Origin of the sequence: Kribbella sp. VKM Ac-2571 (genome assembly GCF_004362255.1) — a bacterium.
Lineage (GTDB): Bacteria > Actinomycetota > Actinomycetes > Propionibacteriales > Kribbellaceae > Kribbella > Kribbella pratensis.
In genome coordinates this window covers 191,221-218,165 of sequence record NZ_SNWS01000009.1, presented here as the reverse complement: position 1 = coordinate 218,165, position 26,945 = coordinate 191,221, and the positions used below count along the sequence as shown (strand labels likewise).

General features: G+C 68.5%; 22 protein-coding genes. 8 read left to right on the top strand and 14 right to left on the bottom strand.

Annotated elements, in window-relative coordinates:
- The first annotated feature begins 17 nt into the window (after positions 1–17).
- Positions 18–1,358 carry an NAD(P)/FAD-dependent oxidoreductase gene (locus tag EV651_RS21395; protein ID WP_133786980.1) on the top strand — a complete coding sequence of 447 codons (1,341 nt, stop codon included), beginning with the start codon at positions 18–20 and terminating at the stop codon, positions 1,356–1,358.
- Here EV651_RS21395 and EV651_RS21390 read toward each other — a convergent pair.
- The 3 genes from EV651_RS21390 to EV651_RS21380 all read right to left on the bottom strand — a co-directional run bounded on the left by EV651_RS21390 (position 1,336) and on the right by EV651_RS21380 (position 6,210).
- The gene (locus tag EV651_RS21390) at positions 1,336–2,670 is read right to left on the bottom strand and encodes a peroxidase family protein (protein ID WP_133786979.1); all 1,335 of its coding nucleotides are present in this window, start codon (positions 2,668–2,670) and stop codon (positions 1,336–1,338) included. The two genes, EV651_RS21395 and EV651_RS21390, sit on opposite strands and share 23 nt — an antisense overlap.
- Positions 2,671–2,742: 72 nt before the next feature.
- Positions 2,743–4,749, bottom strand: a complete 2,007-nt coding sequence (locus EV651_RS21385) for a heparinase II/III family protein (RefSeq protein ID WP_238157099.1) — start codon at positions 4,747–4,749, stop codon at positions 2,743–2,745.
- Positions 4,750–4,836: 87 nt separating this feature from the next.
- Complete coding sequence (locus tag EV651_RS21380) at positions 4,837–6,210, bottom strand: MFS transporter (protein ID WP_166658692.1); 1,374 nt, start codon at positions 6,208–6,210, stop codon at positions 4,837–4,839.
- A gap of 135 nt (positions 6,211–6,345) precedes the next feature.
- Here EV651_RS21380 and EV651_RS21375 point away from each other — a divergent pair, with 135 nt between their 5' ends.
- Positions 6,346–9,966 (top strand): GH116 family glycosyl hydrolase, encoded by a 3,621-nt coding sequence (locus EV651_RS21375; protein ID WP_133786977.1) that lies wholly within the window; start codon positions 6,346–6,348, stop codon positions 9,964–9,966.
- On the opposite strand, the gene EV651_RS21370 is transcribed toward EV651_RS21375, so the two are convergent.
- From EV651_RS21370 to EV651_RS21340, 7 genes are all read right to left on the bottom strand, one after another.
- Complete coding sequence (locus EV651_RS21370) at positions 9,959–10,792, bottom strand: aminoglycoside phosphotransferase family protein (RefSeq protein ID WP_166658691.1); 834 nt, start codon at positions 10,790–10,792, stop codon at positions 9,959–9,961. The genes EV651_RS21375 and EV651_RS21370 overlap by 8 nt on opposite strands.
- Before the next feature lie 185 nt (positions 10,793–10,977).
- The gene (locus tag EV651_RS21365; protein ID WP_133786975.1) at positions 10,978–12,003 is read right to left on the bottom strand and encodes an ABC transporter ATP-binding protein; all 1,026 of its coding nucleotides are present in this window, start codon (positions 12,001–12,003) and stop codon (positions 10,978–10,980) included.
- Positions 12,000–12,986, bottom strand: a complete 987-nt coding sequence (locus EV651_RS21360) for an ABC transporter ATP-binding protein (protein ID WP_133786974.1) — start codon at positions 12,984–12,986, stop codon at positions 12,000–12,002. Before EV651_RS21360 ends, EV651_RS21365 begins: the two co-directional genes overlap by 4 nt.
- Positions 12,973–13,899, bottom strand: a complete 927-nt coding sequence (locus EV651_RS21355; RefSeq protein WP_133786973.1) for an ABC transporter permease — start codon at positions 13,897–13,899, stop codon at positions 12,973–12,975. Before EV651_RS21355 ends, EV651_RS21360 begins: the two co-directional genes overlap by 14 nt.
- Positions 13,900–13,902: 3 nt before the next feature.
- Positions 13,903–14,901, bottom strand: a complete 999-nt coding sequence (locus EV651_RS21350; protein ID WP_133786972.1) for an ABC transporter permease — start codon at positions 14,899–14,901, stop codon at positions 13,903–13,905.
- A gap of 39 nt (positions 14,902–14,940) precedes the next feature.
- Positions 14,941–16,656, bottom strand: coding sequence for an ABC transporter substrate-binding protein (locus tag EV651_RS21345; RefSeq protein ID WP_133786971.1), 1,716 nt, complete (start codon positions 16,654–16,656; stop codon positions 14,941–14,943).
- Positions 16,657–16,688: 32 nt separating this feature from the next.
- A complete protein-coding gene (locus EV651_RS21340; RefSeq protein ID WP_133786970.1) occupies positions 16,689–17,621 on the bottom strand; it encodes an ROK family protein in 933 nt (310 codons plus the stop codon).
- Between the two features lie 131 nt (positions 17,622–17,752).
- Between EV651_RS21340 and EV651_RS21335 the strand changes: the two genes are divergently transcribed.
- The 3 genes from EV651_RS21335 to EV651_RS21325 are packed head-to-tail and all read left to right on the top strand — an operon-like array spanning position 17,753 to position 19,800.
- Positions 17,753–18,979 (top strand): ROK family transcriptional regulator, encoded by a 1,227-nt coding sequence (locus EV651_RS21335; protein WP_133786969.1) that lies wholly within the window; start codon positions 17,753–17,755, stop codon positions 18,977–18,979.
- Between the two features lie 41 nt (positions 18,980–19,020).
- Entirely contained in the window at positions 19,021–19,380 is a 360-nt protein-coding gene (locus EV651_RS21330) for a VOC family protein (RefSeq protein WP_133786968.1), read from the top strand.
- A gap of 15 nt (positions 19,381–19,395) precedes the next feature.
- Positions 19,396–19,800, top strand: a complete 405-nt coding sequence (locus EV651_RS21325; protein ID WP_133786967.1) for a hypothetical protein — start codon at positions 19,396–19,398, stop codon at positions 19,798–19,800.
- On the opposite strand, the gene EV651_RS21320 is transcribed toward EV651_RS21325, so the two are convergent.
- Complete coding sequence (locus tag EV651_RS21320) at positions 19,777–20,283, bottom strand: helix-turn-helix domain-containing protein (protein WP_133786966.1); 507 nt, start codon at positions 20,281–20,283, stop codon at positions 19,777–19,779. The two genes, EV651_RS21325 and EV651_RS21320, sit on opposite strands and share 24 nt — an antisense overlap.
- A gap of 53 nt (positions 20,284–20,336) precedes the next feature.
- Here EV651_RS21320 and EV651_RS21315 point away from each other — a divergent pair, with 53 nt between their 5' ends.
- A complete protein-coding gene (locus EV651_RS21315) occupies positions 20,337–20,795 on the top strand; it encodes a nuclear transport factor 2 family protein (RefSeq protein ID WP_238157098.1) in 459 nt (152 codons plus the stop codon).
- A 57-nt stretch (positions 20,796–20,852) separates the two neighbouring features.
- On the opposite strand, the gene EV651_RS21310 is transcribed toward EV651_RS21315, so the two are convergent.
- The 3 genes from EV651_RS21310 to EV651_RS21300 are packed head-to-tail and all read right to left on the bottom strand — an operon-like array spanning position 20,853 to position 24,481.
- Positions 20,853–21,572 carry a DUF4386 domain-containing protein gene (locus EV651_RS21310; protein ID WP_133786965.1) on the bottom strand — a complete coding sequence of 240 codons (720 nt, stop codon included), beginning with the start codon at positions 21,570–21,572 and terminating at the stop codon, positions 20,853–20,855.
- The gene (locus EV651_RS21305) at positions 21,569–21,808 is read right to left on the bottom strand and encodes a hypothetical protein (RefSeq protein ID WP_133786964.1); all 240 of its coding nucleotides are present in this window, start codon (positions 21,806–21,808) and stop codon (positions 21,569–21,571) included. The genes EV651_RS21310 and EV651_RS21305 overlap by 4 nt, the downstream gene beginning before the upstream one ends.
- A gap of 54 nt (positions 21,809–21,862) precedes the next feature.
- A complete protein-coding gene (locus EV651_RS21300) occupies positions 21,863–24,481 on the bottom strand; it encodes a LuxR C-terminal-related transcriptional regulator (protein ID WP_133786963.1) in 2,619 nt (872 codons plus the stop codon).
- A 128-nt stretch (positions 24,482–24,609) separates the two neighbouring features.
- On the opposite strand from EV651_RS21300, the gene EV651_RS21295 reads away from it, so the two are divergent.
- Positions 24,610–25,659, top strand: a complete 1,050-nt coding sequence (locus EV651_RS21295) for a M4 family metallopeptidase (protein ID WP_133786962.1) — start codon at positions 24,610–24,612, stop codon at positions 25,657–25,659.
- A 308-nt stretch (positions 25,660–25,967) separates the two neighbouring features.
- Positions 25,968–26,804 (top strand): hypothetical protein, encoded by an 837-nt coding sequence (locus EV651_RS21290; protein ID WP_133786961.1) that lies wholly within the window; start codon positions 25,968–25,970, stop codon positions 26,802–26,804.
- The last annotated feature ends 141 nt before the right edge of the window (positions 26,805–26,945 follow it).

The following is a 26,945-nucleotide window of genomic DNA, read 5'->3' as shown; positions in this document are numbered from 1 at the left end:
GACGGACGGAGAGTGCAGTGCGCAGGATCTTGGTGGTGGGCGGCGGGTACGCCGGGTTCTACACGGCGTGGAGGCTGGAGAAGAAGTTGCGGCGCGGTGAGGCCGAGGTGGTCGTCGTCGACCCGCGGCCGTACATGACGTACCAGCCGTTCCTGCCCGAGGTGGTCGCCGGGTCCGTGGAGGCCCGGCACGCGGCGGTGTCGCTGCGCCGGAACCTGAAGCACACGAAGGTCGTGGCCGGCATGGTCGCGAACATCTCGCACGCGGACAAGACGGTGACGGTCCACCCGGCGGAGGGGCCGGACTACCAGCTGACGTACGACGTGATCGCGGTGACCGCCGGTGCGGTGACCAGGACGTTCGACGTACCGGGGGTGGCCGATCGGGCGATCGGGATGAAGCACGTCGAGGAAGCGGTGGCGATCCGGGACCGGCTGTTCACCGCGTTCGACGAGGCGGCCGGGCTGGAACCGGGGCCGCGGCGGCGCAGGCTGCTGACGGTCACGTTCGTGGGCGGCGGGTTCTCCGGTGTCGAAGGGTTCGCCGAGCTGCTGTCGCTGGCGCGGTGGTTGCTGAAGAAGTACCCCGAGCTGTCCGAGAGCGATCTCGCGTTCCACCTGGTCGAGGCGACCGGGCGGATCCTGCCCGAGGTGAGCGACAAGCCCGGCGAGTGGGTGGTGAAGATGCTCGAGAAGCGCGGCGCGGTCGTGCACCTGAACACGTTCATGCAGTCGGCCGACGACGGGCACGTGGTGCTGTCGGACGGGACGGAGTTCGACTCCGAGCTGATCGTGTGGACGGCGGGCAACGCCGCGACCCGGCTGCTCCGCAACCACACCGACCTGCCGCACAACGAGCGGGGGCTGGTCCAGGTGCGGGCCGATCTGCGGATCGGCACCGAGACCGAGATCATCCCGGACGCCTGGGCGGCAGGCGACGACGCGGCCGTGCCTGACCTGGCGGCGCCTACCAAGGACGCGTACACGGTGCCGAACGCGCAGAACGCCGTACGGCAAGGGAAGCTGCTGGCGAAGAACCTGCTGCGGTCGCTGCGGGGACGGGAGCCGAAGAACTACGTGCACAGCAGCCTCGGGGTGATCGCGACACTCGGCCTCGGCAACGGGATCTTCCAGTACAAGCGGATCGTCATCAAGGGCCTGCTGGCCTGGTTGATGCACCGCGGGTACCACGTGCTCGCGGTCCCGACGTGGGACCGCAAGATGCGGGTGCTGTCGATCTGGCTGGTGTCGTTGTTCTACAGCCGCGACATCGTGTCGCTGGCCTCGGTCCAGAGTCCGCGCGATGCGTTCCAGACCGAGGCCAAGGCGCGGTCGCTCAGTGCGAGCCGGCCGGGATGAGCAGGTCGGTCAGGCCGAACGTCTCGGCGGCGGCCGGCAGGTTCGGCTGCCAGTCCGGTTCGAGACTGAGGTAGCTGGCCGGGTCGGCCCGGAGCAGCCCGATCAGTACTTCGGCGACGATCCGCCCGCCGACCGGTCCGAGGCGGTCACCGGCACCGAGGTACTCGGACTCCTTCAGGATGTAGAACCACAGCGGCGTACCGCCCGGCCAGGTGCCTTCGGTGAGCGGCGGTACGTCGAGGAGCTTGGCGACCTCCTCGCCACTCGGCAGACCGGTCGTGTCGCCGCGCAGCAGATCCCGGACCGCGAGGGACTTGTACGCGGTCTCGTCGACGGCGCCGGTGACCTGCTCCGGCAGGCCGATCAGGCTTGCGGCGAGCCGGCCGTCGAGACGCTTGGCCCGCTGCGCCGGCGGATGTCCTGGTACGTCGAACACCTGCGTGAGATCGAGCCGCTGCCGCACCGGCCCGAACCCGACCAGATCGGGGAACAACGGCAACTCGGGACCGCCCTCGACCAGTCGGTACGCGTGCCGGATCTGGCCGTGCCCGTAGCGGTACGCCGCATCCGCGAACTCCAGCGGGATGAACGCCTGCAGGGGCTCCGGCGCGAACCACTTCCCGCCGTCCTCGAGCACCTCGTCCACCAATGGCTGCCCGACCAGCCGCGGCAGGAAGTCGTGGACGACGATCCACTGGTAATGCCACGTGAGCGTGACCCGTGCCTGCTCGAACAAGTCCTCCTCGGGTACGCCGCTCACCCGCAGATTGTCGACGATCCGGTTGTGCGCGTGCAGAAGCGCGACGTGGAGACTCAGCGAGAACAGGTGGACGTCGTTGCGCGGGTCACCGATCAGCGCCACACCCTGGGGATTCCGCGGTACGTCGTACCCGCCGGCTCCGAGCAGGAACTTGGCGGGGTCGTCCCGATCGAACAGGTACGGCGCACCGATCGGCCCGTCGGCGTACAGCATCTCGAGGTTGAGCCGCGGCGAGCGGGCGTTCCGCAACGCGTCGATGCCGACTCCGCCTGCGATCGGCGACCGGTCCGCAGTCGTGTCGTGGGCCAGCAACTGCCCGAAGAACGGCCAGCCGGCCGCCTGCTCCGCGTCGTCCCCGTCGCTACGGGGATCGAGCGCTGCCGCGGCGTCACAGATCCCGCCGTCGGCGCCGGCCCGCATCAGCACCTGCGGATCCGTCCCCAACGGCTCCAGGTCCGGAAACATCCGCCCGTACCGCGCACCACCTGTCGGCCGATCCACGCTGCGCACCAAACTCAAGCAGTGGTCCCGCGCCGCCGGATGCGTACTCATCCACAACCTCCCGAAGAATCGATTCAACAGAAGAGACCAGGCAGGTACGCCGGTTGTGACCGCTGCAATGGATCAGTTGATGCGGGTAAGGCGGCCGTCCTGCTGAACCCGGACGGTCGTCTTGCGGGTGCCGATGGTCAGGTCGATGAAGAACATACCGCTGACGGTTCGAGTCTTGTAGGTGACGGTTTCGGTCGAGCCCGAGGGGACGATCGCGGACAGGATGGTCGCGCTCGTCCCGTTGCGGTTGAACTTGACCACCGGGGCCGACTGGCGGTGGAAGATGTCGGGGTAGTACCAGCCCTGGACCGGGTCCTGCTGACCCTGGACAACGGTGATGCCGTCGGCGGCCGGCTGTTGCTGGTACGGGATCTGCAGCAGGTACGTCTTCGCCTTGTCGCCGGGTTTCGTTGCGACTGCAGCAGTCGGGGACTGGACCGTCACCTTCTGGTCCGGCGCGAGGTGCCAGAGGGTCTCGTACCGCTGGGTGTCGGTCGCCTGACCGCGGTCGAGCGTGATGATCAAGTCGGGATCCTTGAGCACGAGTACGTCGCGTTTCCGGGTCACGCCCGGCGCCGGTGAATCAGCGAGCGAGTACGACTCCCACGTCGGCGTGATCGATGCGCGGACCAGTTGGGTCACCACGCTCGCGGTGTCCGCCGACGGGATGGTCATCACGTTGTGCGCCGCCTGGCTCTTCGACCACGCCTGCCACTTGTCGAGCTGGTACCCGGAGTGCCCCGGGTCGATCAGCACGTCCCGGCCGTGCGACGAGTAGGTGATCGACATGTGGTCGTCATGACCGTGCAGTGTCCGCGCGGCGCCGTACCGGATGCTGTACGTCGACTCCTGCGCGAACGGCCGCGTCTCGCCCCACCCGGTCCGGCCGAAGATGTAGCCGGCGTCGAAGACCGCGACGCGCTTGGACGGTCTCGTGCCTTTCTTCCCGAGCGAGGCGACGTAATCGAGCGCAGTCCCGGCCGCACCGGTCGGCTTCTGCCGTACGGCGTCACCGACCTGCGGCAGCTCACCCGTGGACTTGGTCGCGAGCGCCAGCCACTCCGACAGAGCGGCACGCCGCTGCGCGATCACCGGTCCGGGGTTCGACCCGCACCGCTGCAGCGCGGTCGTCGCGCGACCCCACAGCAGGTAGTTGAACATCGCGTACCCGACAGACTGCTCGTTCGTCGAGCCCTGCGTGTCGATCGCCTTCGTGATTGCCTGCGACAAGCGGTCCACGGCCAGCGTCTTCAGCTCCGGCCGCTTCAGCGTGCATCCGACGCCGAACAGGGCGATGCTCTCGTCCGTCCCGTGGTTCGACGGCCCGCTCCAGTTCACGATCATGAACTGCGCATGGTCGATCAGCGCCTTGTCGAGCCAGGCGTACTGCGTCGGCAGTGAGCTGACCTTCAACCCGGTGAGGATGGCCTGGCGGGCGCACAGCAGCACGTTGGTGCGGTGCATCGTGGCCTCCCACGCGCCGACATCGCCCTTCCACGTGTACGGGTTGTCCTGCACCCAGTCGTGGATGATCGCCATCACGTGCGTCAGCGCTTTGCGATCACCGCGTTGTCCTGCGGTGATGCCGTTGCCCAGCCAGCGCAGCGAGTGCAACCACATGTACCAGCTCGGCTTCTTGTACGGGTCGGTGCGCCAGTTGATGTCGCCGCTCCCGTTGCCAACCTTGTACGGCGGGTCGTCGCCCCAGGAGAACGTGTCGTTCATCAGCATCGACAGCGGGACGTTCGACTCGATGCCGCTGAATCCGGGGCATGCATACGTACCGGTGTTCGCGACCGGGGTCGACGGCGGGGGAGTGGCCGGCGTGTCGACGCCCGGCAGCGGCTCCTCGCTCGAGGTCGAGTCCGGGACGCTCGGCCTCGGGGCGGGTCGCGGGCTGGGAGTCGACGGCGTCGCGGAACCGGCGGCGATGGGCGTCGTACTGCGGTCGCGAGCGCCCGGCATCAGGACGAAGACGGCACCTGCGAAGGCGACGCCGCAGACCAGGACGCAGGCAAGCGTCAGCGCGACTGTTGGCCCAAGCCGTCTTTTCGACTGCCCGTTCGGCTGTGCAGCCACCCGCCCCCCCTCTCCACCCACCCCTGCCCCAGGAAAGCTACCTGTCTGAGTGAAACACCGCTCAACCCGGCCCTGGTTGCAGGCAGATCACGAATCGCATGCCGCCGAGGGAACGAGGACCGGCGTACGACGGCCGAACGCGGTCACGCACAGACCTGCGATGCTCGCGGCGGCGGCAACGATCGCGCACGTGACGAAACCGCCGGCGAGGTCGTGCGCGGTGCCGAGCAGCGGGCCGAACGTCGCGACACCGATCGCTCCGCCGATCTGGCGGGACGTGTTGAACGCGGCCGAGGCGGCACCGTGCAGGTCGGGTTCGACCGCGGCGATTGACTGGGCGGTCATGGTCGGGACGAGCAGGCCGGAGCTGAACCCGATCGGGATCAGTGCGAGCACCATCGGCCAGACCGCGGACGACGTACTGGCCCAGGCGAGCGCCAGCAGCGCTAGCGTCAGGACCGCCTGGCCGATCGCGAGGACCGCCGGTCGGCCGAGGCGGCGGGCGAGCGGCGCGGAGCCGAGGTTGGCGATCGAGATCAGGCCGGTCAACGGCAGGAACAGCAACCCGGTGACGAGCGCGCTGAGGTGGCGTCCTTGCTGGAGCAGCAGGCTCATCGAGAACAGCACGCCGTAGAAGGCGAAATTGAGCAGCGTGCCCTGAAGTGCGGCGGTCGCGAAGCCGCGTTCGGCGTACAGTTCGAGTGGGAGCAGCGGCACCCGGACGGAACGCTCGATCACGATGAAGGCGACGAGCCCGACGACGGTCAGCGCGACCGCGCCGAGCACCGCGGGATCACGCCAGCCGCGTGCCGGTGCCTCGATCAAGGCGAACACCAGCCCGCCGATGAACGCGGTCGCCGTTGCCATCCCAGCGAGATCGAGTCGTCGAGTACGTCGAACCACTGCAGGCATCGAGCGCAGTGCCCAGATCGCGGCGGGGATGCCGATCACCACGTTGACCGCGAAGACGGCTCGCCAGTTCGCGAGCGCGACGAGACCGCCGCCGAGCAGGGGACCGGCGGCCATCCCGGCGCCACCGGCCGCGGCCCACCAGCTGACCAGGCGATGACGTGCGTGTTCGTCGGTTGCGGACGCGGTCGCGAGGACGAGCGCGCTGGGCAGGAGGAGGGCGGAGCCCGCGCCCTGGACGAGCCGGGCCAGGTTCAGCATCAGCATCGAACCGGCGGTCGCGCAGACCGCCGACGAGACGGTGAAGACGAGCAGCCCGGTGAGGAACGCGCGCCTCGCGCCGAGGGTGTCGGCGATCGCCCCGGCGCCGAGCATCAGCGCGGCGAACGACAACGTGTAGGCGTTCAGCGACCACTCGAGCTCGGCGCGGGATGCGTGCAGGTGGGTTGCGAGTTGGGCGAGGGTGACGTTCACGATCGTGCTGTCGACGAAGACCATGAACGAGGCGATCAGCGCGAGCGCGACGACCGACCGGCGGTGCTCGAGAGGCATGCCACCCACCTTACGACGTTGTTCGACGTACGTCGAACAGTATCCGGGAGGCGGGACCCGTTGACCTCTGAGCGAGGGCTGGCTACGGTGTCGGAAATCGATTTCTCCCGCACCGCCTTTGCTTAGGAGAACCGAATGACGACGCATGAGCTGCCGCCCGGTTGCGCGAACCGATCCTGTGCCGGTGACTGTCCCCGGGCGCACCTGAGCCGCCGTACCTTCATCTCCCTCAGCGCCGCTGCGGTCGGTGCCATGGCCGTCCCGGGCCAGGCGCTGGCAGCGCTGGCGGCACCGCCGCGGCGCGATCCGGCAGTACTGTTCGATCGCGGTACGCCGACGACGTACACCGGTGCCGCACTACCCAGGATCGGGATGCCGGTCGGCGGCGGTACGACGGGACAGGTGTACCTGGCCGGCGACGGGCGGTTGTGGGCCTGGGACATCTTCAACCCGACGTCGTTCCCGCTCGGCGGTGCTGACTTCTCCGGGCACAACTACGCTTTTCCGCTCTCCGCCGATCAGCCGGGCGCCTCGCAGTTCGGCCAGGGTTTCGCGCTCCGCACGACCGCTCGCGGCCGGACCACCACGCGTTCCGTTGACGCGGCCGGGTTCAAGGACGTGCGGTTCACCGGTTCGTACCCGATCGGCCGGGTCGCGTACGCCGACCCGGACAGCCCGGTGTCGGTCCAGCTGGAGGCCTTCTCCCCGTTCGTCCCGCTCGCCACGCTGGATTCGACGCTGCCGACGACGATCATGGCGTTCACGCTCCGGAACACGTCGTCCGCGTCGGTTCGCGCGACACTGCTCGGGTACGCCGAGAACCCGGTCTGCATCAACAGCCGTCTCCAGCAACCCACCACGCTGCAGGCGCGGGCCTTCACCGGCGGGATCCAGTTCGGGGCGATCGATGACACCACCGCGGAGCAGGGCGACATCCTTTTCGAGGACTGGGAGAAGGACACGTACGACGGGTGGACCGTCACCGGTGACGCGTTCGGTGCGGGGCCCGTGCGGCCCCTCGACGTACCGAATCTGATGAAGCGGTTCGGCGACCTGAACGTGTCGGGCACACGGTTCGTCACGTCGTACGACTTCCGCGGCGGCACGAACGACGGGTCGACCGGGAAGCTGACGAGCCGGGAGTTCACCGTCGAGCGCCGGTACGTGGCGGTCGGCGTGAGCGGAGGCCGTCATCCCGGCGAGACGTGCGTGAACGTGGTCGTCGACGGGCAGGTCGTGGCATCGGCGACGGGTGACGAGAGCGAGCCGTTGGTCCCGCAGATGCTGGATCTGGCGGCGTACCGGGGGCGGACGGCGCGGATCGAGATCGTCGACGCGAGCACCGGCGCGTGGGGGCACCTGAGCTGCGACGCGATCGTGTTCACGGATCGGCCGGACATCGTGTTCGAGACCTGGGACAAGCCGACGTACGACGGCTGGACTGTGACGGGTGAGGCTTTCGGCGCGGGCCCGGTGACCGCGGCCGAGACGCCCGACGGGTTCCGCAGAGCGTTCGGGGTGCGGACCGAGCTGAACGTGAGCGGGCGGTTCGTCACGTCGTACAACTTCCGCGGCACCGGCGACCCGGACCGGTACACCGGCTCGTTGACCAGCCGGGAGTTCGTCATCGAGCGCCGGTTCGTCACGGCGTGGGTCGGCGGCGGGCACCACAAGGGCGAGACCTGTTTCAACGTCGTGGTCGACGGGCAGGTCGTGGCCTCGGCGACGGGGACCGACATCGAACCGCTCACCGCGGTGTCGATGGATGTGGGTGCGTTCGCCGGCCGCACGGCGCGGATCCAGATCGTCGACGACAACACCGGCGGCTGGGGCCACGTGAACGTGGACCGGATCCTGTTCAGCGACCGGCCGATCCGCCGGCAGCCCGTGGCGGACCGTCCCGACGGCGGCACGTTCGCGCTGGCCGCGTTGACGCCGGGTGGGGTCGCGCGGCCGTCGATCGCGGACTGGTCCTCGGTCGATGCGCTCTTCGACTCGGCGACCGGTCCGGGTGATTCGGACAGGCCGCAGGCCGGAACAGTAGCCGTGACGGTGACGTTGCGTCCGGGGGAGTCGCGGACGATCCGGTTCGCGTACGGCTGGTTCTTCCCGAACCCCGAACGTGAGCTGTTCGCCGAGCTCGTCGGCGCCTCGACCTTCCGCCGGCACTACGCGACCCGCTTCTCGTCGGCCCGCCAGGTCGTCGAGTACGTCGGAAAGCACGCGGACCGTCTCGAGCGCGACACGAAGCTGTGGGTGAAGACCTGGTACGACGACTCGTCGCTGCCGCACTGGTTCCTCGAACGGACGCTCGCGACGGCGTCCACGATCGCGACGAGTACGTGCTATCGCTGGGACAACGGACGCTTCTACGCCTGGGAGGGGACGTACTGCTGCGCCGGCACCTGCGAGCACGTCTGGAACTACGCGCAGGCGATCGGCCGCCTGTTCCCCGACCTGGAACGCGACACCCGGGAGCGGGTCGATCTCGGGATCGCGTTCCGCCCGAGCGGCGAGATCGGCAACCGCGGCGAGTCCGGCGACGCGTCGACCTCGTTCGCCGACGGGCAGACCGGGACGATCCTGCGGATCTACCGCGAACACCAGATGAGCAAGGACTCGGCGTTCCTGCGCCGCGTCTGGCCCCGGGTGCGGACGGCGGTCGACTTCCTGGTCACGCACCGGGACGGCGCGGACGAGGACGGGATCTTCCGCGGCAGTCAGTGGAACACGCTCGACACCGAGTGGTTCGGCGAGGTGCCGTGGATCAGCGGCCTGTACGTCGCCGCGCTCCGAGCCGCTGCCGCGATGGCGGGCGAGGTCGGCGATGGTGCCGGCGCTGCCAGATACGCGGCGATCGCCGATCGCGGGTCGGCGTACCTGGCCGAGAAGTTGTGGAACGAGGAGTACGGGTACTACGTGCAGAAGGTCGATCCGGCGCATCCGACGGCCGAGAACAGCAACCGCGGGTTGTTCATCGACCAGATGTACGGGCAGACGTACGCGGCCCAGCTCGGTCTGCCTCGGGTGTTCCCGGCCGATCAGGCGCGGACGGCGTTGGCGCGGTTGTACGAGTCGAACTTCCGGGCCGATCCGGGGACGTACCGGCCGCCGGGGATCGGGGCCGGGCGGGTGTACACGACCGAGGGGGAGAGCGGCGTGCTCATGGCGACCTGGCCGCACGGCGGGTCGTCCGAGACTCGCGGGCTGATGTACTTCAACGAGGTGTGGACCGGGCAGGAGTACCAGTTCGCCGCGCACCTGTTCTCCGAGGGGATGACGTCGGAGGGACTGGCGGTCACACGTGCGATGTACGAGCGCTACTCGGCCGAGAAACGCAACCCGTACAACGAGATCGAGGCCAGCGACCATTACGCCCGCGCGATGATGGGCTACGGCGTCTACGTCGCCGCCTGCGGCTACGAATACCACGGCCCCCAGGGCCACCTCGGCTTCGCGCCACGCATCCACCCGGAGAACTTCCGCTGCGCCTTCACTGCCGCGGAAGGCTGGGGCTCATACCAGCAACGCCGCACCCCTGGCACGCTGTCCGCGTCGATCGAGGTCCGGTACGGCCAGCTGACCCTCACCACCCTCTCCTTCGAAACCACCACCCCGGCACACCAGGCCGTGGTCCACCTCGGCCGCGACCGCATCCCAGCCAAGCTAGTTGCCACCGGCAACCGCGCCGTAGTCACCCTGCTCCACCAGACAACCCTCACACCCGGCCAAACCCTGCACGCAACCCTCAGCTAGCGAGGCGCCGTAGCGCTGTCTCGACAGCGATCTCGACCCGGGGAGTCATGCCGGGCACGTCGACGGGTCGGCGGCCGGCGACCTGACCGCGGAGCCATTTCGGCGCGTCGGCGGCGTCATAGTGCAGCAGGGCATACAGGTCCCACCAAGGATCGAGGCTCACGCCGGCGATCGACTCGTAGATCGATCGAAGCTGCTCCGCCCACTCGGGCGAGTAGAGCGTCGCCAAGTATCGCCGGCAGTGTCCGACGTCGATCGCGCGCGACCCCCGATGGATGGAGTTCCAGTCGGTCAGTCCAGTGATTCTCCCGCGCGACCACAGCATGTTGACAGGCAGGAGATCGCAGTGCAGAAAGACAGCGGTGTCCTTGGGCGGCGCCGCCGCCATGAGACCGAACGCCGCCTTCCACACAGCCGGCTTCTGTGCGTCGACGGGCACCTGAAACCCGTCCAGCGGAGCGATCCAAGAATCCGTCCAGGGTCTGAACGTCTTCGCGGGGAGATCGAGGGAATGCAGCAAGACGGCAATCTCCGCGATCCTCGTCAGCCACGACCGAGGTTCCGCCGGATTGAGGTCAACGTGCCCCGGCAACCGGGTCATCAGCAACGATGGCGCGCCTCCCGTCGAGGCACCGGCAACATCAGTAGCCAGAATGCTCGGAACCGGGAGCCCGCTTCCCGCCACCACACCGAGGTTGGCGATCTCCTGCTCCAAGGGCTCCTGCAGCCCAAGCCCGCCCGGGTACTGGCGCAGTACGACGAACGTTCGCACTCCATGTCGCTCGACAGTCAGCCGGTGTACGGCGGAGCAGACGCCACCGGTCATTCGGCGATAGCCAACGACGCGACTGCCTCGACCCATCGACGCCGCAACCCAGGCGAGAGTCTCCACGGAGGGTCGACGCTGTCTGAACCCGTTGTCCCTCCAGTCACCGTCGGCCATGAGCGCGAGCCTATTCGCCAGGGGCCTGCGGCGATACGGGTTTTCCAACTAACCTGCCCGAGGCTGCGTCAGTCCGGATCGGGCTCTGCGACGTGGCAGGCGGCTTCGTGGTTCTTGCCGAGGACGCGGAGGAGTGGGGTCTCCACGTGGCAGCGGTCCACGGCGAGTGGGCAGCGCCAGCGGAAGCGGCAGCCGGGCGTGGGGTCGATGACCTTCGGCGGTTCGCCGGTGTCGCCTTCGATGCCGGTGTTCAGCGGCGCCCGCGGATCGGGGACGGCGCCGAGGAGCAGGTCCGTGTACGGGTGCTTGGGGTTCTGCAGGACCGACTCGGTCGGACCGGTCTCGACGACGTGCCCGGCGTACATGATCATCAACCGGTCGGCGACGTACCGCGCGCTCGCGATGTCGTGAGTGATGTAGAGGAACGAGACGCCCTGCGACTCCCGCAGCTCCGCCATCAGGTTCAGCAGGCCGATCCGGATCGACACGTCGAGCATCGACACCGGCTCGTCGGCGAGGATCAGTTTCGGCTTGTGCGCCAGCGCCTGCGCGAACCCGATCCGTTGCCGTTGGCCACCGCTCAGCTCGTACGGGTACCGGTGCATGACGTCACCGGCCGGCGACAGGCCGACGGCCTCGATGACCCGCTCCGCCTCCTCGAAGCGTTGCGCCTTCGTCGTCAGGTCCCGTCGGTGCAGCTTCAGGCTCCGCAGAACTCCGTGCTTCACCCGGAAGGCCGGGTTCAGCGACGAGAACGGATCCTGGAACACCATCGGTACGTCGCCCCGATAGGACAACTGGTCCTTCCGTGAGCGGTACGTCGACATCGCCCGGCCCTGGTAGAAGATCTCGCCGCTCGTCGGCTTGTAGACCCCTGCCAGCAGCCGCGCGATCGTACTCTTGCCGCTCCCGCTCTCACCGGCCAGCGCGACGATCTCCTGCCGCCCGATGGTGAAGTTCACCTCGTCGACCGCGTGCAGCATCTGCCGCGAGAATCCGCGCCCGACCCGGAAGTGCCGGGTCAGCTCTCTTGCCTCGAGCAACGGCGCGGCGGCGGAGTCCACGCCGGCCTCGTTCACGTCTACCGACGTCATGATGTGCGCTCCCGGACCGGTTCCTTGACATGCAACAAGCAGCGCGCCTGGACGGCGCCGACCTGGTAGAGGTCCGGCGCGATCTTCGGGCAGTCCTCGAACGCCTTCGGGCAGCGCGGCTGGAACCGGCAGCCCGGCGGCGGATCGGCCAGGTTCGGCGGACTGCCCGGGATCCCCGTCAACGGCACCTTCGGACCGCGGATCGACGGGAACGCGTCCAGCAGCCCGGCGCTGTACGGATGCTGCGGATGGTCGAACACCGCGCGCGTGTCGCCGAACTCGACGACCTGCCCGGCGTACATCACCACCAGCTTGTCCGAGAAGTGACTGACCAGCGACATGTCGTGGGTGACGAAGATGACCGCGAACCCGAGCTGCTTCTGCAGTTCCTTGATCTGCACCATCAGCGAGCGTTGCGCGACCACGTCGAGCGCGGACGTCGGCTCGTCCATGATGATCAGGTCCGGCGTGAACAGCAGCGCCATCGCGATCATCGCCCGCTGCCTCATCCCGCCGCTCAACTGGTGCGGGTAACTGCGAAGGTGGATCGGGTCGATGCCGACCAGCCGCAGTACCTCGGCCGGCCGTTCGTCGGCGACCGGCTCGTCGTGCGCCATGATCGTGTCCCGGAACTGCGCGCCGATGCTCTTCACCGGGTTGAGCGCGTTCATCGCGCTCTGCATCACGACCGAGAAGTCGCGCCATCGCAACGCGGACAGCTTCTTCTCGTTCATCGTCACCAGGTTCTGTCCCTGGAACGTGACGCTGCCGCCGGTGATCGCGGCCGGCGAACTGAGCAGCTGCGCGATCGCGAACAGCAGCGTCGACTTGCCGCACCCGGACTCGCCGACCACGCCGACGAACTCACCGGCGTGGACGTCGAGATCCACATGGTCGACCGCGACGACCGGGCGGTCCCCGGTGTCGTACTCGACCGTCAGATCCCGGACCTCGAGAAGTGGCTGGCCCTCAAGACTTGGCACGTCGCCTCCGAACCGGCCGTAGCGCGGGGTTGCTGATCTCGTCGAACGCGTAGTTGAGCAGGGCGAACGACACACCCAGGAGCGCGACCGCGAGACCCGGTGAGAGCGCCCACGCGGGCAGGCCGTTCACCAGGGCGCCCTGGTTCTGCGCCCAGTAGAGCATCGTGCCCCAGCTGAGTGAGTTGGGATCGCCGAGCCCGAGGAACTGCAGGCCGGCGGCAGTGAGCACGGAGTACAGCGCCGCGCCGAGGAAGTTCGCGACGATCAGCGAGATCATCGTCGGCAGCACCTCGACGACGATGATGTACGACGATCGCTCGCCACGGACCCGCGCCGACTCCAGGAAGTCCCGGTTGCGCAGGGACAGCGCCTGTGCCCGCATCTGTCTGGCCCCGTACGACCACCCGGTGAGGATCAGCACAATGATGATCACGGTCAGGTTGCCTTTACCGGCGTACGTCGCCAGCACGATGATCAGCGGGAACGTCGGGAGCACCAGGAAGATGTCTGTCAGCATCGACAACCCGTCGTCCGCGAACCCGCCGAGGTACGCCGCGGAGACGCCGATGATCACCGAGAGGATCGTGGCGCCGAGACCGGCGACGACCGCGATCACCAGCGACTCCCGGGTGCTGTAGATCAGCTCGGCGTACACGTCCTGGCCGAGACCCGTCGTACCGAGCCAGTGGTCGCCGGACGGTTTCGCCAGCGGTACGTCGCCGATCGCGCGCGGATCGCCGTGCAGCCCGGGTGTGAACAGCTGCGGGAACGCCGCGAGCAGGATGAACAGGAGCAGCAGCACCGCGCCGACCATGGCCTTGCGATTCCGCAGGACGGCCCGCAACAAGCCACCGCGCGGGCGGCGGGGGGAAGCTGAGACAGGCGCGGCTGCGCCAGCTACGACAGCACTCATCCTCTATCCCTTCGTCCGGGCGCGCGGGTCGAGCAGGAACACCGCGAAGTCGCAGAGCAGGACACAGATCAGCACCGCCAGCGTCACCAGCAGGAACAGGGCCTGCAGCAACGGATAGTCGGTGCTCACCGTGGCGTTGTAGAACATGTAGCCGAGACCCGGGTAGTTGAAGACGTACTCGACCAGGATCGTTCCGGAGATCACGAAACCGAGCGACATCGCGAACCCGGACAGGTTCGGCAGGAACGCGTTCCGGCCGGCGTACCCGAACATGATCTTGCTGCCCGGGATGCCCTTCGCGCGGGCCATCCGGACATAGTCCTCGGCGAGCGTGGTCACCATGTTGTTCCGCATCGTGAGGATCCAGCCGCCGACCGCCGTGATCAGGATCGTGCCGGCCGGCAGGATGCCGTGCTTGATCACGCTCCAGATGAACTCACCGGTGAACCCGGGCGTCAGGCTCTGGTCGTAGTTGAAGTCGTTCGGCAGGATCGGGTTGTTGCCGATCGCGAACAACGAGATCAGCAGCAGCGCCACCCAGAAGTACGGCAGCGCCGAGGTGACGATGAACACCGGCGGCACGATCCCGTCGATCAGGCCGCCGCGCCGCCAGCCCGCCACCGTACCGATCAGGGTGCCGAGGACGAACGCGAGCACGGTCGACAGGCCGACCAGCCCGAGCGTCCACGGCAACGCGTCGCCGATCAGCGTCGTCACCGGTACGCCGAGGCTGCTGCCGATCGACACGCCCCAGTGCCCGGTGACCATCGACCTCAGGTACTCGCCGTACTGCAGGAACACGTTCTTGTCCGGATCGAAGCCGAACTCGGCCAGCACGGTGCGCAACTGCTCGGGCGTCACCACCGCGCCGCCCTTGCTCAGCCGTTGCCGCAGTGCTTCCTCGGGGCTGCCCGGCATCATCCGCGGGATGAAGAAGTTCAGCGTCATCGCCGCCCACAGCGTGAGCACGAAGAACCCGAGGCGTCGTATCAGGTATCGCACTCCCACCAGCTCCTCGTGCTCACGCTTCTACCAGTTCCCTTACTTTTGGGCGGACTTCGAGTACAGGTTGGTCAGGACCTGACCGACGTCCGGGATGTTGTACGGCGCGGGCTGCGCGTACGGGTCGTCCTGGGTCGGCCAGCCGTCCAGGTCCTTGGTGTTGTACTGGTACCAGTCGACCGACTCGGTGGTCGGGATGATCGGCACGTCCTTGATCATGTACGACGAGATCTGCTTGATCAGCTTGACCTGCGTGTCCGGGTCCGCGCTCGCGTACTGGTCGAACAGCTTGTCCACCTCGGGCTTCATGTACCGCGAGTAGTTGCTGTTCGCCTGCTTGCCGATCGGCGCGGAGTTCTTCGAGTACAGCAGCTGCCGCAGCTCGTAGTACGGCGAAGGCCCGCCGGACAGGCTGGAGTACGCCAGGTCGTAGTCACCGGTGTACAGCTTCTGGTTGTACGACTGCTGCTGCAGGTCCTGGATCGTCAGCTCGATCCCGACCTTCGCCAGTTGCTGCTTCACGACCGCCAGCGACGCGTCCCAGTCGGTGTAGCCGGTGACCGTGATGACGTTCAGCTTCAACGGGTTCGACTCGGAGTATCCGGCGGTCTGCAGGAGCTGCTTGGCCTTGTCCAGGTTCGGTTTGTCGTACCCGGCGGCCGTCAGCGCGTCCTTGTCGAAGTACTTGTCGAAGGTCGGCGTGACGACACCTGTCTGGTTCGCGGCCGGCTGGTACCCGCTCTCACCGATCTTGGAGATCTGTTCGCGGTCGAGTGCGTACGCGATCGCCTGCCGGACCTCGAGCTTGCTGGTCGCCGGACGGGACGGGTCGTTGTTCGGGACCAGGGCGACGTTCGCGGTCGGCGGGAACCAGTAATTGTTCTCCGGCGACTTCGCCTTGTAGAAGTTGTCGATGTTCGGGATGTACTGACCGCCCCACTGCGCCTTGCCGCTGGCCAGGTCGAGGTTGGCGGGGTTGTTGTCCAGGTACGCCGGGTACTGCACCTTCTCGACGTACGGCTTGCCCGGCTGCCAGTAGTTGGGGTTGGCGACGTACGAGATGTTGTTGCCGCTGCAGGACTCGACCGTGAACGGCCCGGTCCCGACCGGCTTCGGGTCGGTCCAGGTGGCGGGCTTGGAGGCAGCCTCGCCGGCCGACCAGATGTGCTTGGGCACGATGCCGACCTGGCCGGCGAAGTTGAAGAAGTACGGCTCGGCCGCGGCCTTGAACTTCAGCGTGACCTTGTTGCCGGCGGCCGACACGCTGGTCAGGCCGGCGCCGGTCCACAGCGAGTACAGGTCGAGCGCGGGCTGCTCCTTCATCCGGGTGAAGGTGTAGACGACGTCGTCGGCGGTGAACGGCTGACCGTCGCTCCACTTCACACCGTCGCGGATGGTGAAGTCGATCGAGTCTTTCTTCGGCGACCAGGTGAACGCGGTGGCCAGCATCGGCGTCGTGGCGCCGGCCTTCAGCACGTTCACGAACGTCAGCGGCTCGTAGACGAAGCCGAGCGCGACCTGGTTGACCGCCGGGTTGAACGGGTTGAACTGGCACGGCCAGGTCTGCCCGCCGACGTTGGCGATCGTGACGGTGCCGCCCTTCTTGTGCTCGCCGGTACTTCCGCCGCCGCTGCTGCTCGACGACGACGGGTTGGACGACGCCGCGTTCCCGATCGGCTTGTCACCCCCGCCGCACCCGGCGGTCAGTACGCCGACCGCCACAGCGGCGACGGCGATGCGTTTGATGCCCCTCATCGTCTTCTGCCTTTCACTACTGGAAGTCCTGCTCATGCGAATGCTTCGGCGCCGAGGTCGACACCTGCGGCCTCGACGCCGAGGGCGAGCGCCCCGATCAGCGGTGCGTCCGTGGGAAACCGTGCCACCGAGAGCTCCGGCGGAAACGGGACGGCCGCGTCGAGGGCGCGACGCAGGCCGGGTTCGAGCTGGTCCCAGGACCGCACCAGCCCGCCGCCGACGACGATCCGGGACGGATCGACGGCGATGGCCAGGTTGGCGAGGTGGGTGGCCAGTTCCCGGACGAATTGGTCGGTGAGGACGGCGGCGTCCGGGTGGGTGCGCGCCATCGTGAAGACGTCGGCGGCCGTGACCTGTCGCCCGAGCCGGGCGGTCCCGGTGGTCTCGAGCGCCTGGCCGCTGACGACGTGTTCCAGGATCGTGCGCCCGTCACCCGCGACGTACACGTCGGCGGGGGAGCGCAGGTTGTAGCCGATCTCGCCGGACGCGCCGTGCGCGCCGGTGATCACGGTGCCGCCGGCAACGATCGCCACCGCGAGACCGGTGCCGAGATTGACGTAGAGCCCCGGGTCGCAACCGGTCAGCGCACCCCAGCGCAACTCGGCCGCCGCGGCCGCCTTGACGTCGGTCGCCAGCCGCACCGGTACGCCGGGGAACGCGTCCCGGATCAACCGCCCGAAGGGGAGCTCGCCCCAGCCGGGAAAGGTCGGAGCCAGTTCCACGCGGTCGTCGTACGGGATGCCGAGTGTCGCCGCGCCGACACCGGCCAGTTCGTGATCCGGCACGACCTCCGCGAGGAGTTCGCGGGCCGCTGTCAGGCAACGGCTCATCGCCTCCGCGGCGCCGGCGCCGTCCCGGCTGTCGAGGGTCGTCGCGCCGAGGCGGCGACCGGTGAGGTCCCCGACCGCGACGGCGATCTTCGTGCCGCCGAAGTCCAGCCCGAGAACGACGGGTGTCGAAACCACGGGGTGGCACCTCCTCGCGCCGACCAATAGAATCAATAGGAAACTAACTTAACTATCAGCGGCACCACAAGGGATCGCCAGAACTTGTTGGCCGAGTTGACCGAGTTGTTAGCGAGCGAGGGGGGTTCGGCGTGACGGTTATTGCCGGGGGGATCGCCGGGGGTGGTGCCGGGGGTGCTGCAGGGGGTGCCGCGGCTGCGCGCCCGCAGCTGATCCGCGAGATCAACGAGCAGGTGCTGCTCGACCACATCCGCCGGTCCGGGCCGATCTCCCGTACCGAGCTCGCCGGGCTCACCGGTCTGTCGAAGCCGACCGTGTCCGCGGCACTGGGCTCGCTGGAGCGGACCGGTCTCGTGCACGTGACGGGCCAGCGCACCGGCGTACCCGGGCCGGCGGCCAGGCTGTACGAGGTGCGGCCTGACGCGGGGTTCGTGCTCGGGCTCGACGTCGGGCGCGAGTACCTGCGCGGTGGGATCGCGGATCTCGCGGGGACGGTGCGTGCGCGGATGAGTGTGCGGACCAAGGCGGGGGACGCGATGGCACGCATCCAGGAGCTCGTCGATCTGACGGCGACACTCGCGGCCGACGCCGGCATCGAGGTCACCCAGCTCACCCAGACGGTTCTCGGCAGTCCCGGTGTCTACGATCCCCGGCTCGATGCGCTGACGCTGACCGGCCGCCTGTCCGGCTGGGACTCGCCGGCGACCCTCGCTGCACTGCGGGAGCGTTTTGGGCCGACGCTGATGATCGAGAACGACGTGGACGCGGCGGCCATCGCGGAGCGGGCGCACGGGCATGGGCGTGACGTCGACAGCTTCGCGTTCGTGAGCGTCGGCACCGGTATCGGGATGGGCCTCGTTCTCGACGGCAAGCTGCGGCACGGGTCGCACGGTGTGGCGGGGGAGATCGGGTACCTGCCGTTCACCGAGGGCAGCGGCAGCGATCCGCGGGACGCGCGGAAGCGGGGCGGGTTCGACGCGTCGGCGTCGGCGGCTGCCGTCGTACGGGCGGCGCGCCGGGCCGGTGTCCGTGGCGCGTCGACGGCGGAGAAGGTGTTCGCGGCGGCGGTGCGGGGCGACCCGCTTGCGGCCGCGGTCGTCGCCGAGGAGGCGTTGCTGGTCGCCAAGGCGGTGTGCACGGTGATCACAGTCGTCGATCCCGAGCTGGTCGTCCTGGGCGGCGGCATCGGGCAGGCGCCGGGGTTCCTCGAGGCCGTCACCAAGCAGCTGCGTCAGCTGGCCCCGGTGATGCCGGAGGTGAAGGCGAGTGTGCTCGGTACCGAGACAGTGGTGGCGGGCTGCCTCGCGGCCGGACTCGATCGCGCCTGGCGGACACTCGCCGGAAATTCTGCCGGCTAACCGGACGCAAACCGTCCGCAATGGCTACTAGGGTGCGAGCCATGGCTATCGCAAAGTACCCGAGTTTCGTGCTGGACTGCCCGGACGCTGCCGTCCTGAGCCAGTTCTACGGTGAGTTGCTGGGTTGGAAGGTGGAGGCCCGCGAGGGCTGGGCCGACATCCGCCCGGAGGACGGGAGCAACTGCATCTCGTTCCAGCAGGTCGAGGACTACAAGGCGCCGACGTGGCCGACCCAGGACGTGCCACAACAGCTGCACCTCGATGTGATGGTGCGGGACCTCGACGAGTCGGAACCGGAAGTACTGGCCATCGGTGCGACCAAGGCCGACCACCAGCCCGGTACGTCGTTCCGCGTCTTCCTCGACCCCGCTGGACACCCGTTCTGCCTGTGCGTCGACTGACCGTAGGGTGAGGGGGTGACGAGCTGGCGGGAGGAGCGACGGCAGGCGGCGGTCGAGCATGCGGCCGCGCTCGACCGTAAGAAGGCCGCCGAGAGCGCTCAGGCGCGGGAGTTGCTGGCCGGCTTCATCGCGACACTCAAGGAGCGCGGCGTCGATCCCGAGCCGTTGCGTGCTCAGGTGATCGGCTCGAACGCCAGCTACCGCACCGATCTCATCGGGTGGTACCTGCGCCGCAACCGCTCGCTCGCCGTTGACGTCGACGGCAACTTCTACATCCTTGGCGTACCCGCCAGCCTCAAGTCCCGCGTCGCCGGGGTCCGCGTCCAGCCGTCCGATCCGCCGCTCGTCGTCGGCCAGGGCGCCCGCGACGGCGAGTCGATGCCGCTCGCCGAACTGCTACGCCTTCGGCTCGAGTCCTAGAACGCTCGCGATCAATGCCGTCCCGGGCGCCGTCCGCCCGCCCGGTCCCGGCGACGGCTCGACGTCGCCCATGTCCAGCGCCTCGCCGCATTCCGAGCAGCAGACCGTCGGGGTCGTGACCTTGCCGCAGGTCGAGTGCGTGAACCGGATCGGCTGGCCCGCCGGGGGAGTAGCCCAGCGGTCGCCCCAGGCGGTGAGGGCCATCAGGATCGGCACGAGCTCCTGCCCCGCCTCGGTCAGCTCGTAGCTGTAGCGCACCGGGTTCTGCTGGTACGGCGTACGTCGTACCAGGCCGCCGTCGACGAGCGTGGTGAGCCGGTCGGTGAGCAGGTTGCGGGAGATGCCGAGGTCCGTGACGAACTGGTCGAAGCGGTTCAGCCCTAGGTAGAGATCGCGCAGCACCAAGGGCGTCCACCAGTCGCCGATCAGCTCCAGGGACTGGGCGAGCGAGCAGTGCATCGAGGCGAAGCTGGTGTTCCGCATGCCCTGAGTGTAGTCAGTTGCGTCATTGAACTCACTATGGCTACGGTGGCGGCATGGGCATCTATCACCGGATCGTGGCGCGGCAGGTGCGGAACGCGTTCACGCAGATCAGCGCCGGCAACTGGGAGGCGATGGTGGCCGGGATGGCGCCGTCGTTCACGTACCGGTTCTACGGAGATCACGCACTCGGCGGCGAGCGGCGTACGCACGAGGCGTTGCGGCGCTGGTGGGAGCGCTGCTTCCGGCTGCTGCCCGGCACCCGGTTCGAGGTCCAGGACGTCCTCGTCGCCGGCCGGCCGTGGGACACGCGGGTCGCCACCGCGGTCACCGTGCATGTGAACGTCGTGGACGGGTCGACGTACGAGAACGTCGTGCACCAGTTCCTCCGGATCAAGTGGGGCAAGATCACCGAGGTCCGCACCCTCGAGGACACCGCGGTCCTGCAACGCACCCTCGACCGCCTCGCCGCAGCCGGCTACGCCGAAGCGCACGCGGAGCCCATCGTCGGCTGAGGCGCGCACCGCCGGGACAGTTGCTGGTGGCAACTGTCCCGGCGAAGGCGGCGGCTGTCAGCTGACCGGCTTGAAGCCCTTGAAGGTCATGTAGATGCCGATGGACAGCTCCCACAGGGCGACCGGAGCGGTGGCGATCCCGGACAACACGGACAGTTGGGCGTTGTGGCCGAGGACGGTCAGAACATTGGCGGTGAGCAGCAGCGGAGCGCCGACAAGGCCCATGATCGGCATGAACCGCGGGATCCGGCGAGACCGGTACATCAGCGTGCCGAGCAGGATGGCGCTGATGGCGGGCATCGTTCCGGCGCCGAACAGGAAGGTCCAGTTGCGGACCTCGACGAGGGCCCGGCCGACGACGGCGAGCGCGTTGGGGTCGGCACTGCCCGCGAGGTCCTGGCGCAGCGTCACGACGGTGACCAGGCTGACGACGCCGATCATGATCACCGCGGCCTCGAGCATCCGTGAGGTGACGAAGCCCAGGGCCAGGGACTCCTTGTAGCGCTTCATCACCGGGAACAGTGCGACGGCGCTACCGATGCCGGCCAGCGCGTTGACGAAGTCGAGAAGACAGCCCCACAGCACACGGGTGTCCTGCCCGGCGCCGAGGATGTAGTTGTGATCGTGGAGTACCGGTCCGATCAGGAACAGGGCCGGGAACGAGGCGGCGAAGGTCACCAGGTAGAAGATCCCGGCGGCGCGGACGTGGCTGCGGGTCGGATCGACCGAGCGGGCGGTAGCGGTCGGTGCTGACGCGGTGGATGCGGTGATGGTCATGGCTGGCTCCTTGGAGCTGGTTCGGTGTCGGTGCGGTCGACCGAGAGCAACGGCAGACCGAGGTCGCGGAGTCGCTGGAGCAGTCCGTGCAGGGCTGCTTGATCGGCCACGCGGCCGTGGATGACGGTGGTGCCGTCGCTGTGCGCGGTGAGGGTCATGCCGTCGAACCACGCGGTCCACCGTGGGTCGAGACGCCCTTGGAGGCGGATTTCGTACCAGGCTGATTCGTGGTCCATAGCCGCAAGGTAGGAGCGGGCCTGGTGACCGCGCATCACATCATGTGGTGATCCTCAGCGGGTGAGCAGCCCGAGTTGATGGGCTCGCCGGACCGCCGCGCGCCGGTTGTTGACATCGAGCTTGGTGTAGATGTGCTTGGTGTGGGTGCGCACGGTGTTGAGCGACACGACAAGTTCACGCGCGATCGAGGGCCCGTCGAGTTCGCTCGTGAGCAAACGGAGTACGTCGAGTTCGCGATCACTGAGCGGATCCAGCAGCACCTGCTGGGTTGACGGCTTGCTGACGCGGGCGGGGCGGCGGGCCGCATCCAGAAGTGTTCGCAGGTACGCCGATCCTGGCCGGCGCCGCTGCAGTGTCGCCAGCAACGACAACACCGGTGCGCCCTCGGAGACGAAGACCCGGACGTACCCTTCAGGTTCGGCGAGGGCGAGCGCTCGTTCCAGCACTGCCGGATCTCGGCCGGCCACGGCCCGAAGCACTAGGATCTCGATGAGACTGCCGGTTCGGCCGCCTGCCTCGGCGGCGGTCCGCAACCTCTCGAGGAGCGGTACGGCGTCCTCGCCGCGGGCCATCATGAGCCGGGCCGACGTCACCTGCTCGTACTCGTGGAGATACGACAGGTCCCCGGACAATCCGTCGGCCCATTCCTGCGCCGCGGACAGCTCTCCCCGGAGGATCAGCAGCCGCGCGCGGACCGCGGCCAGCGGCCGGACATTCGGCGAGAAGTCTGCGACGTACACGCTGACGGCGGCATCCAGTAGGTCGAGCGCACCGTCGAGGTCGCCTTCCGCCTCGCGGATCCGGGCCATCGCGACCCTCCAGCGGTACGGGTTCTGCGGCAGCTCTCCCGCCTCGCCCAGCTCCTCGGCGCGGCGCAGGTAGGTGATGGCCGCGTCGAGATCGTTCCGCTCCCAGGCGAGCCGGCTCAAGCCGACGTACATGTCGGACGTCCCACGCAGACGGTGTGCCTGTCGCCCGGCGAGCTCGAGCGCCCGTTCGAGCGTCGCCTGCGCCTGCCGGAGCCGGCCCTGGGTGATCTCGAGGTCGGCCAGCGTGACCGAACATCCGAGCACATCGGAGACGTGGCCGATCCGTTCCAGTCCGTCTGCGGCCGAGGCGTATCCGCGATGCGCCGACTCGAGATCGCCACCGGCCCACGAGGCGAGGCCCGACAGGGCCGACGCAGCCGAGATGGTGAGGTCGTCGCCGGCGATGGCCAGCCGAAGGGCGAGGGCGGCGTGCTCGATCGTGCCGGCCGGGTTGCCGCCCACGAGTGCCAGGGCGGCCCGGTACGTCTCGATCGCGCTCGGCAAACGGTTTAGCTCTTCGCGATCGACGGCCACGAGCGCCTCCACCGGCCCGGACAGTTGCCGTTCGATGTCCCGGAGCCGCTGCTCCACACCCAGGAACTCGTTGCCGGCCATCAACGCCCCGACGAAGTCGATCGCGAGTACCGGGCGACGCTGGACGAGTTCGTCGGGGATGTCGTCCAGCCAGCGCCGGATCGTGGCTTCCTGCCGTTCCCGTCGTAGGGCGGGTGCGGCCAGTTCAATGAGGTCCGCGGCGCGGTCCAGGTCTCCGCCGGCCACCGCGTGGTGAACGGCCGCCACGGTGTCGCCCGCATCGCCGTACCACTGTCCGGCGCGTTGGTGCAGCTCCGCGATGTCGCTGCGCTCGGCGAGCAGCCGCGCCCGCAGTACGTCGGCGAAGAGGTGGTGGTAGCGGTACCACTGCCGGCGGTCGTCCAGCGGTACGACGAACAGGTTCTGGCGCTCGAGCGATTCGAGCATCTCCGTACCACCGGTCTGACCGGTCACGGCGTCGCAGAGCGGGCCGGTCAACCGGTCGACCACGCTGGTCTCGAGCAGGAACCGGCGTACCTGCTCCGGCTGCCGGTCGAGGACCTCGTCGACGAGGTAGTCGACGACGTACCGGTCGTCGCCCGCGAAGCCGTCGATGAATGCGGTCGTGTCGCCGCGGCCTCGCAACGACAGCGCCGCCAGCCCGAGCGCGGCGATCCAGCCTTCGGTGCGCTCCTCGAGGGTCGCGATCGCCTCGGCGCCGAGCTCCAGCCCGGTTGCGGTGGTGAGGTAGCTGCTCACCTCGTCGGGCGTGAACCGCAGATCGGTGGCACGGACCTCGACGAGCTCGCCCCGCGCCCGCAGGCGCGCCAGCGGGAGCGCGGGGTCGGCCCTGGTGCTGATCAGCAGGTGCAGCTGGGGCGGGAGGTGGTCGAGCAGATAGGTCATGCCGCGGCTGATCTCCAGGCCGTCGGCGAGGTGGTAGTCGTCGAGGACGAGGTCGATGCCGTCCGGCAGGACACTGAGCTCGTTCAGGACTCCCGCGAGGATCGTTTCGATCGGCACGGGACCGGACTGCAGCGCCACCAAGGCGCCGCCGGCAATGCCTGGTGCCGCGCGGTCGAGGGCGGTCAGGACGTACGTCCAGAAGGTGACCGGGTCCTGGTCGCTCTCCTCCAGCGAGACCCAGGCCGCGCGCTCGGCCGCCCAGGCCGAGACCAGCGTCGTCTTGCCGAATCCGGCCGGCGCGGACACCAAGGTGAGCCCGGTGCCGTCCCTGCGCCGTAGACGCTTGTCGAGCCGGGGCCGGTCCACGAGACCCGGTCGGGTCCGCGGACGGTACAGCTTGGTCTCGACGAGAGGTCCGGCCATCACGCCCCCTCCGCGTCGACGCCCCTGTCACGAGAGTAGGCCACCCTCGGACAGCGAGATCTTCCGCCGCTGCGGAGCAGGATCTACCTTGTGGGAGCATTTTCCCTGCGAACGATCCGGAGTGAGCCATGCGGTCGAAGACCTTGAAGGCCTCTGTTGCCCTGACCTCCGCTGCCGTGCTGACCTTGGCGGCTCTGGCCGCTCCGGCCGCCGACGCGAAGCCCCCGACGGGTGCCACGACCGCGAAGGCGCTGGTGTTCATTCCGAACCCGGTGCAGTCGAGCGGTAACGAGGCGCTCACGGACCAGAAGGATTCGGCGACGGCCGTTCCGCGCGGCGACTACTACGAGGTGACGCTGACCGACCTGGACGGCTCGGGATACCTCAACGGCACCTGGGCGAACGTGAAGAGCACCACAGGCACTCCGGCGTACACCACGAACGGCACCTACTTCTACAACCGGCACGACGACCAGTTCGAGCAGGTGATGGCGTACTTCTGGGGGACACAGGCGCAGAAGTACCTGCAGTCGCTCGGCTTCGGCCGCGATCTGCCGGCCGTGAACGCCGAAAGCCAGGACTACAAGGTCGACCAGTACGGCCAGGACAACTCCTTCTCCAGGGACGACCACGACACGATCACGCTCGGCAAGGGCGGCGTGGACGACGCCGAGGACGGCGAGGTGATCGTCCACGAGACCGGTCACGCCGTGCACGACGCACAGGTCCCCGGCTTCGGGTCCTCACTGGAGGCCGGTTCGATCGGCGAGGCGTTCGGTGACTACTTCGCGGTGACAGTCGGCGCCTGGGTGGCGAAGCAGTACGGCGTACCCGTCGCGGCGGATCTCGCCTGCGTGATGGACTGGGACGCGACGTCGTACACCTCGACCGTGCCGCACTGCCTGCGCCGTCTCGACGCGGGCAAGCACTACCCCGGGGACGTCGTCGGCGAGGTGCACGCGGACGGGGAGATCTGGTCCCAGGCCCTGTACCAGATCCGGACCGCGCTCGGCCCGGCAGTGGCCGACCGGATCATCGTCGACGCGCAGTTCGGCTTCGCGCCGGACACCAGCTTCGGGGCGGCGGCCCGGCAGACCGTCGCGACCGCGCGGTCGCTGTACGGCCCCAGCCAGGCGACCGTCGTCCAGAAGGCCTTCGCGGACCGCGGCATCCTCTGACCATCCCGGCGATCGGACCAGAGCGACCGATATCCGGGGTCGGGTCGATGTCTCGGAAAGATCACGGTAGTGTCACGCGCCAGGTAGTGACGGGCGACCGATTCGCCCGTCAGTGACCGCCGCGTAGCGCGGGCTGTCGGCTGGGGCGCAGCACGAACACCGGTGGTGACCTGCCGACCCGGACGGACCCCTGCCGTCCGGTGTTTCCGTCGCGCCCCGAGAGGTTTCCGCATGCCCGCCTTCCCTCCTCAGCAGCTCCTGGCCCGATTCGCCACCCTTGTCGCGACCCGCGGCGAGAGGGGCCGCCCGTGACGCGCACCACCAAGATCGCGCTCGGCGCCGGCCTGCTCGGGCTGCTCGCAAGTCTCGTCGTGGCCCTGACCGGCACGTCCGGCGGGGCTCAGGCCGAGGCGCAGACACCGACCCGGCACTTCGTCGCGAATCTCCAGGGCGCAACCGCACCCTTCGCCCTCGGCTACAACCTGGCCGACAAGTCCTCGGTGTCCAGCCTGAGCGCGCTGCCGACCGGCGTGCAAGCCGTCTTCTGGCTGGGTCAGAAGTGCCCGAGCCCGGCCGACAGCACCTTCAAGGCCAAGGTCGACGCCCTCGCCTCGAACCCGAAGGTCTTCGCCTACTACCTGTCCGACGAGCCGCACATCGGGGACTGCCCCGGCGGTCCGGCGGCGCTGCGGTCGCGAGCGGACTACATTCGCGCCGCGAGCGGTGGCCGGCAGAAGTCGTTCATCGTGCTCAGCAAGGTCGCCGACTACCAGCCGTTCGCGCCGCCCAACAGCCACGTCGACCTGGTCGGACTCGACCCGTACCCTTGCTCGGTCGCGAACCCTCAGTGCGACCTCGGCAAGATCGGGGAGAAGGTCAGCGCGGCCCGCGCGGCCGGCGTCCCGCTGGCCGCGATCGTGCCGGTGTACCAGGCCTTCGGCCAGGAGCGGGCGACGAGCCACTACTACAACCTGCCGACCGCAACTCAGGAGCACGCGATCCTGACGGAGTGGAAGCGGCTCGTGCCGTCCCCGGTGATGGACTACACCTACGGCTGGGGCAACCAGGGCAGCGCGAATCCGACCCTGGTCGACTCGTCCGCGCTGCAGAAGGTCTTCGCAACCTTCTTCGCCACCGGTAGCTGACGTACCGATCCGGCGGCCCGCTCCGGGCCGCCGGATTTTCCGGTCCGGCCCGGAAACTCGGGTGCGTTTTGTCGGTGCGGGCCGTTACGGTCGATCGGGTGCTGACGCTGCTGCGGTACGGAGTGCGGGTTGCACCTGGAG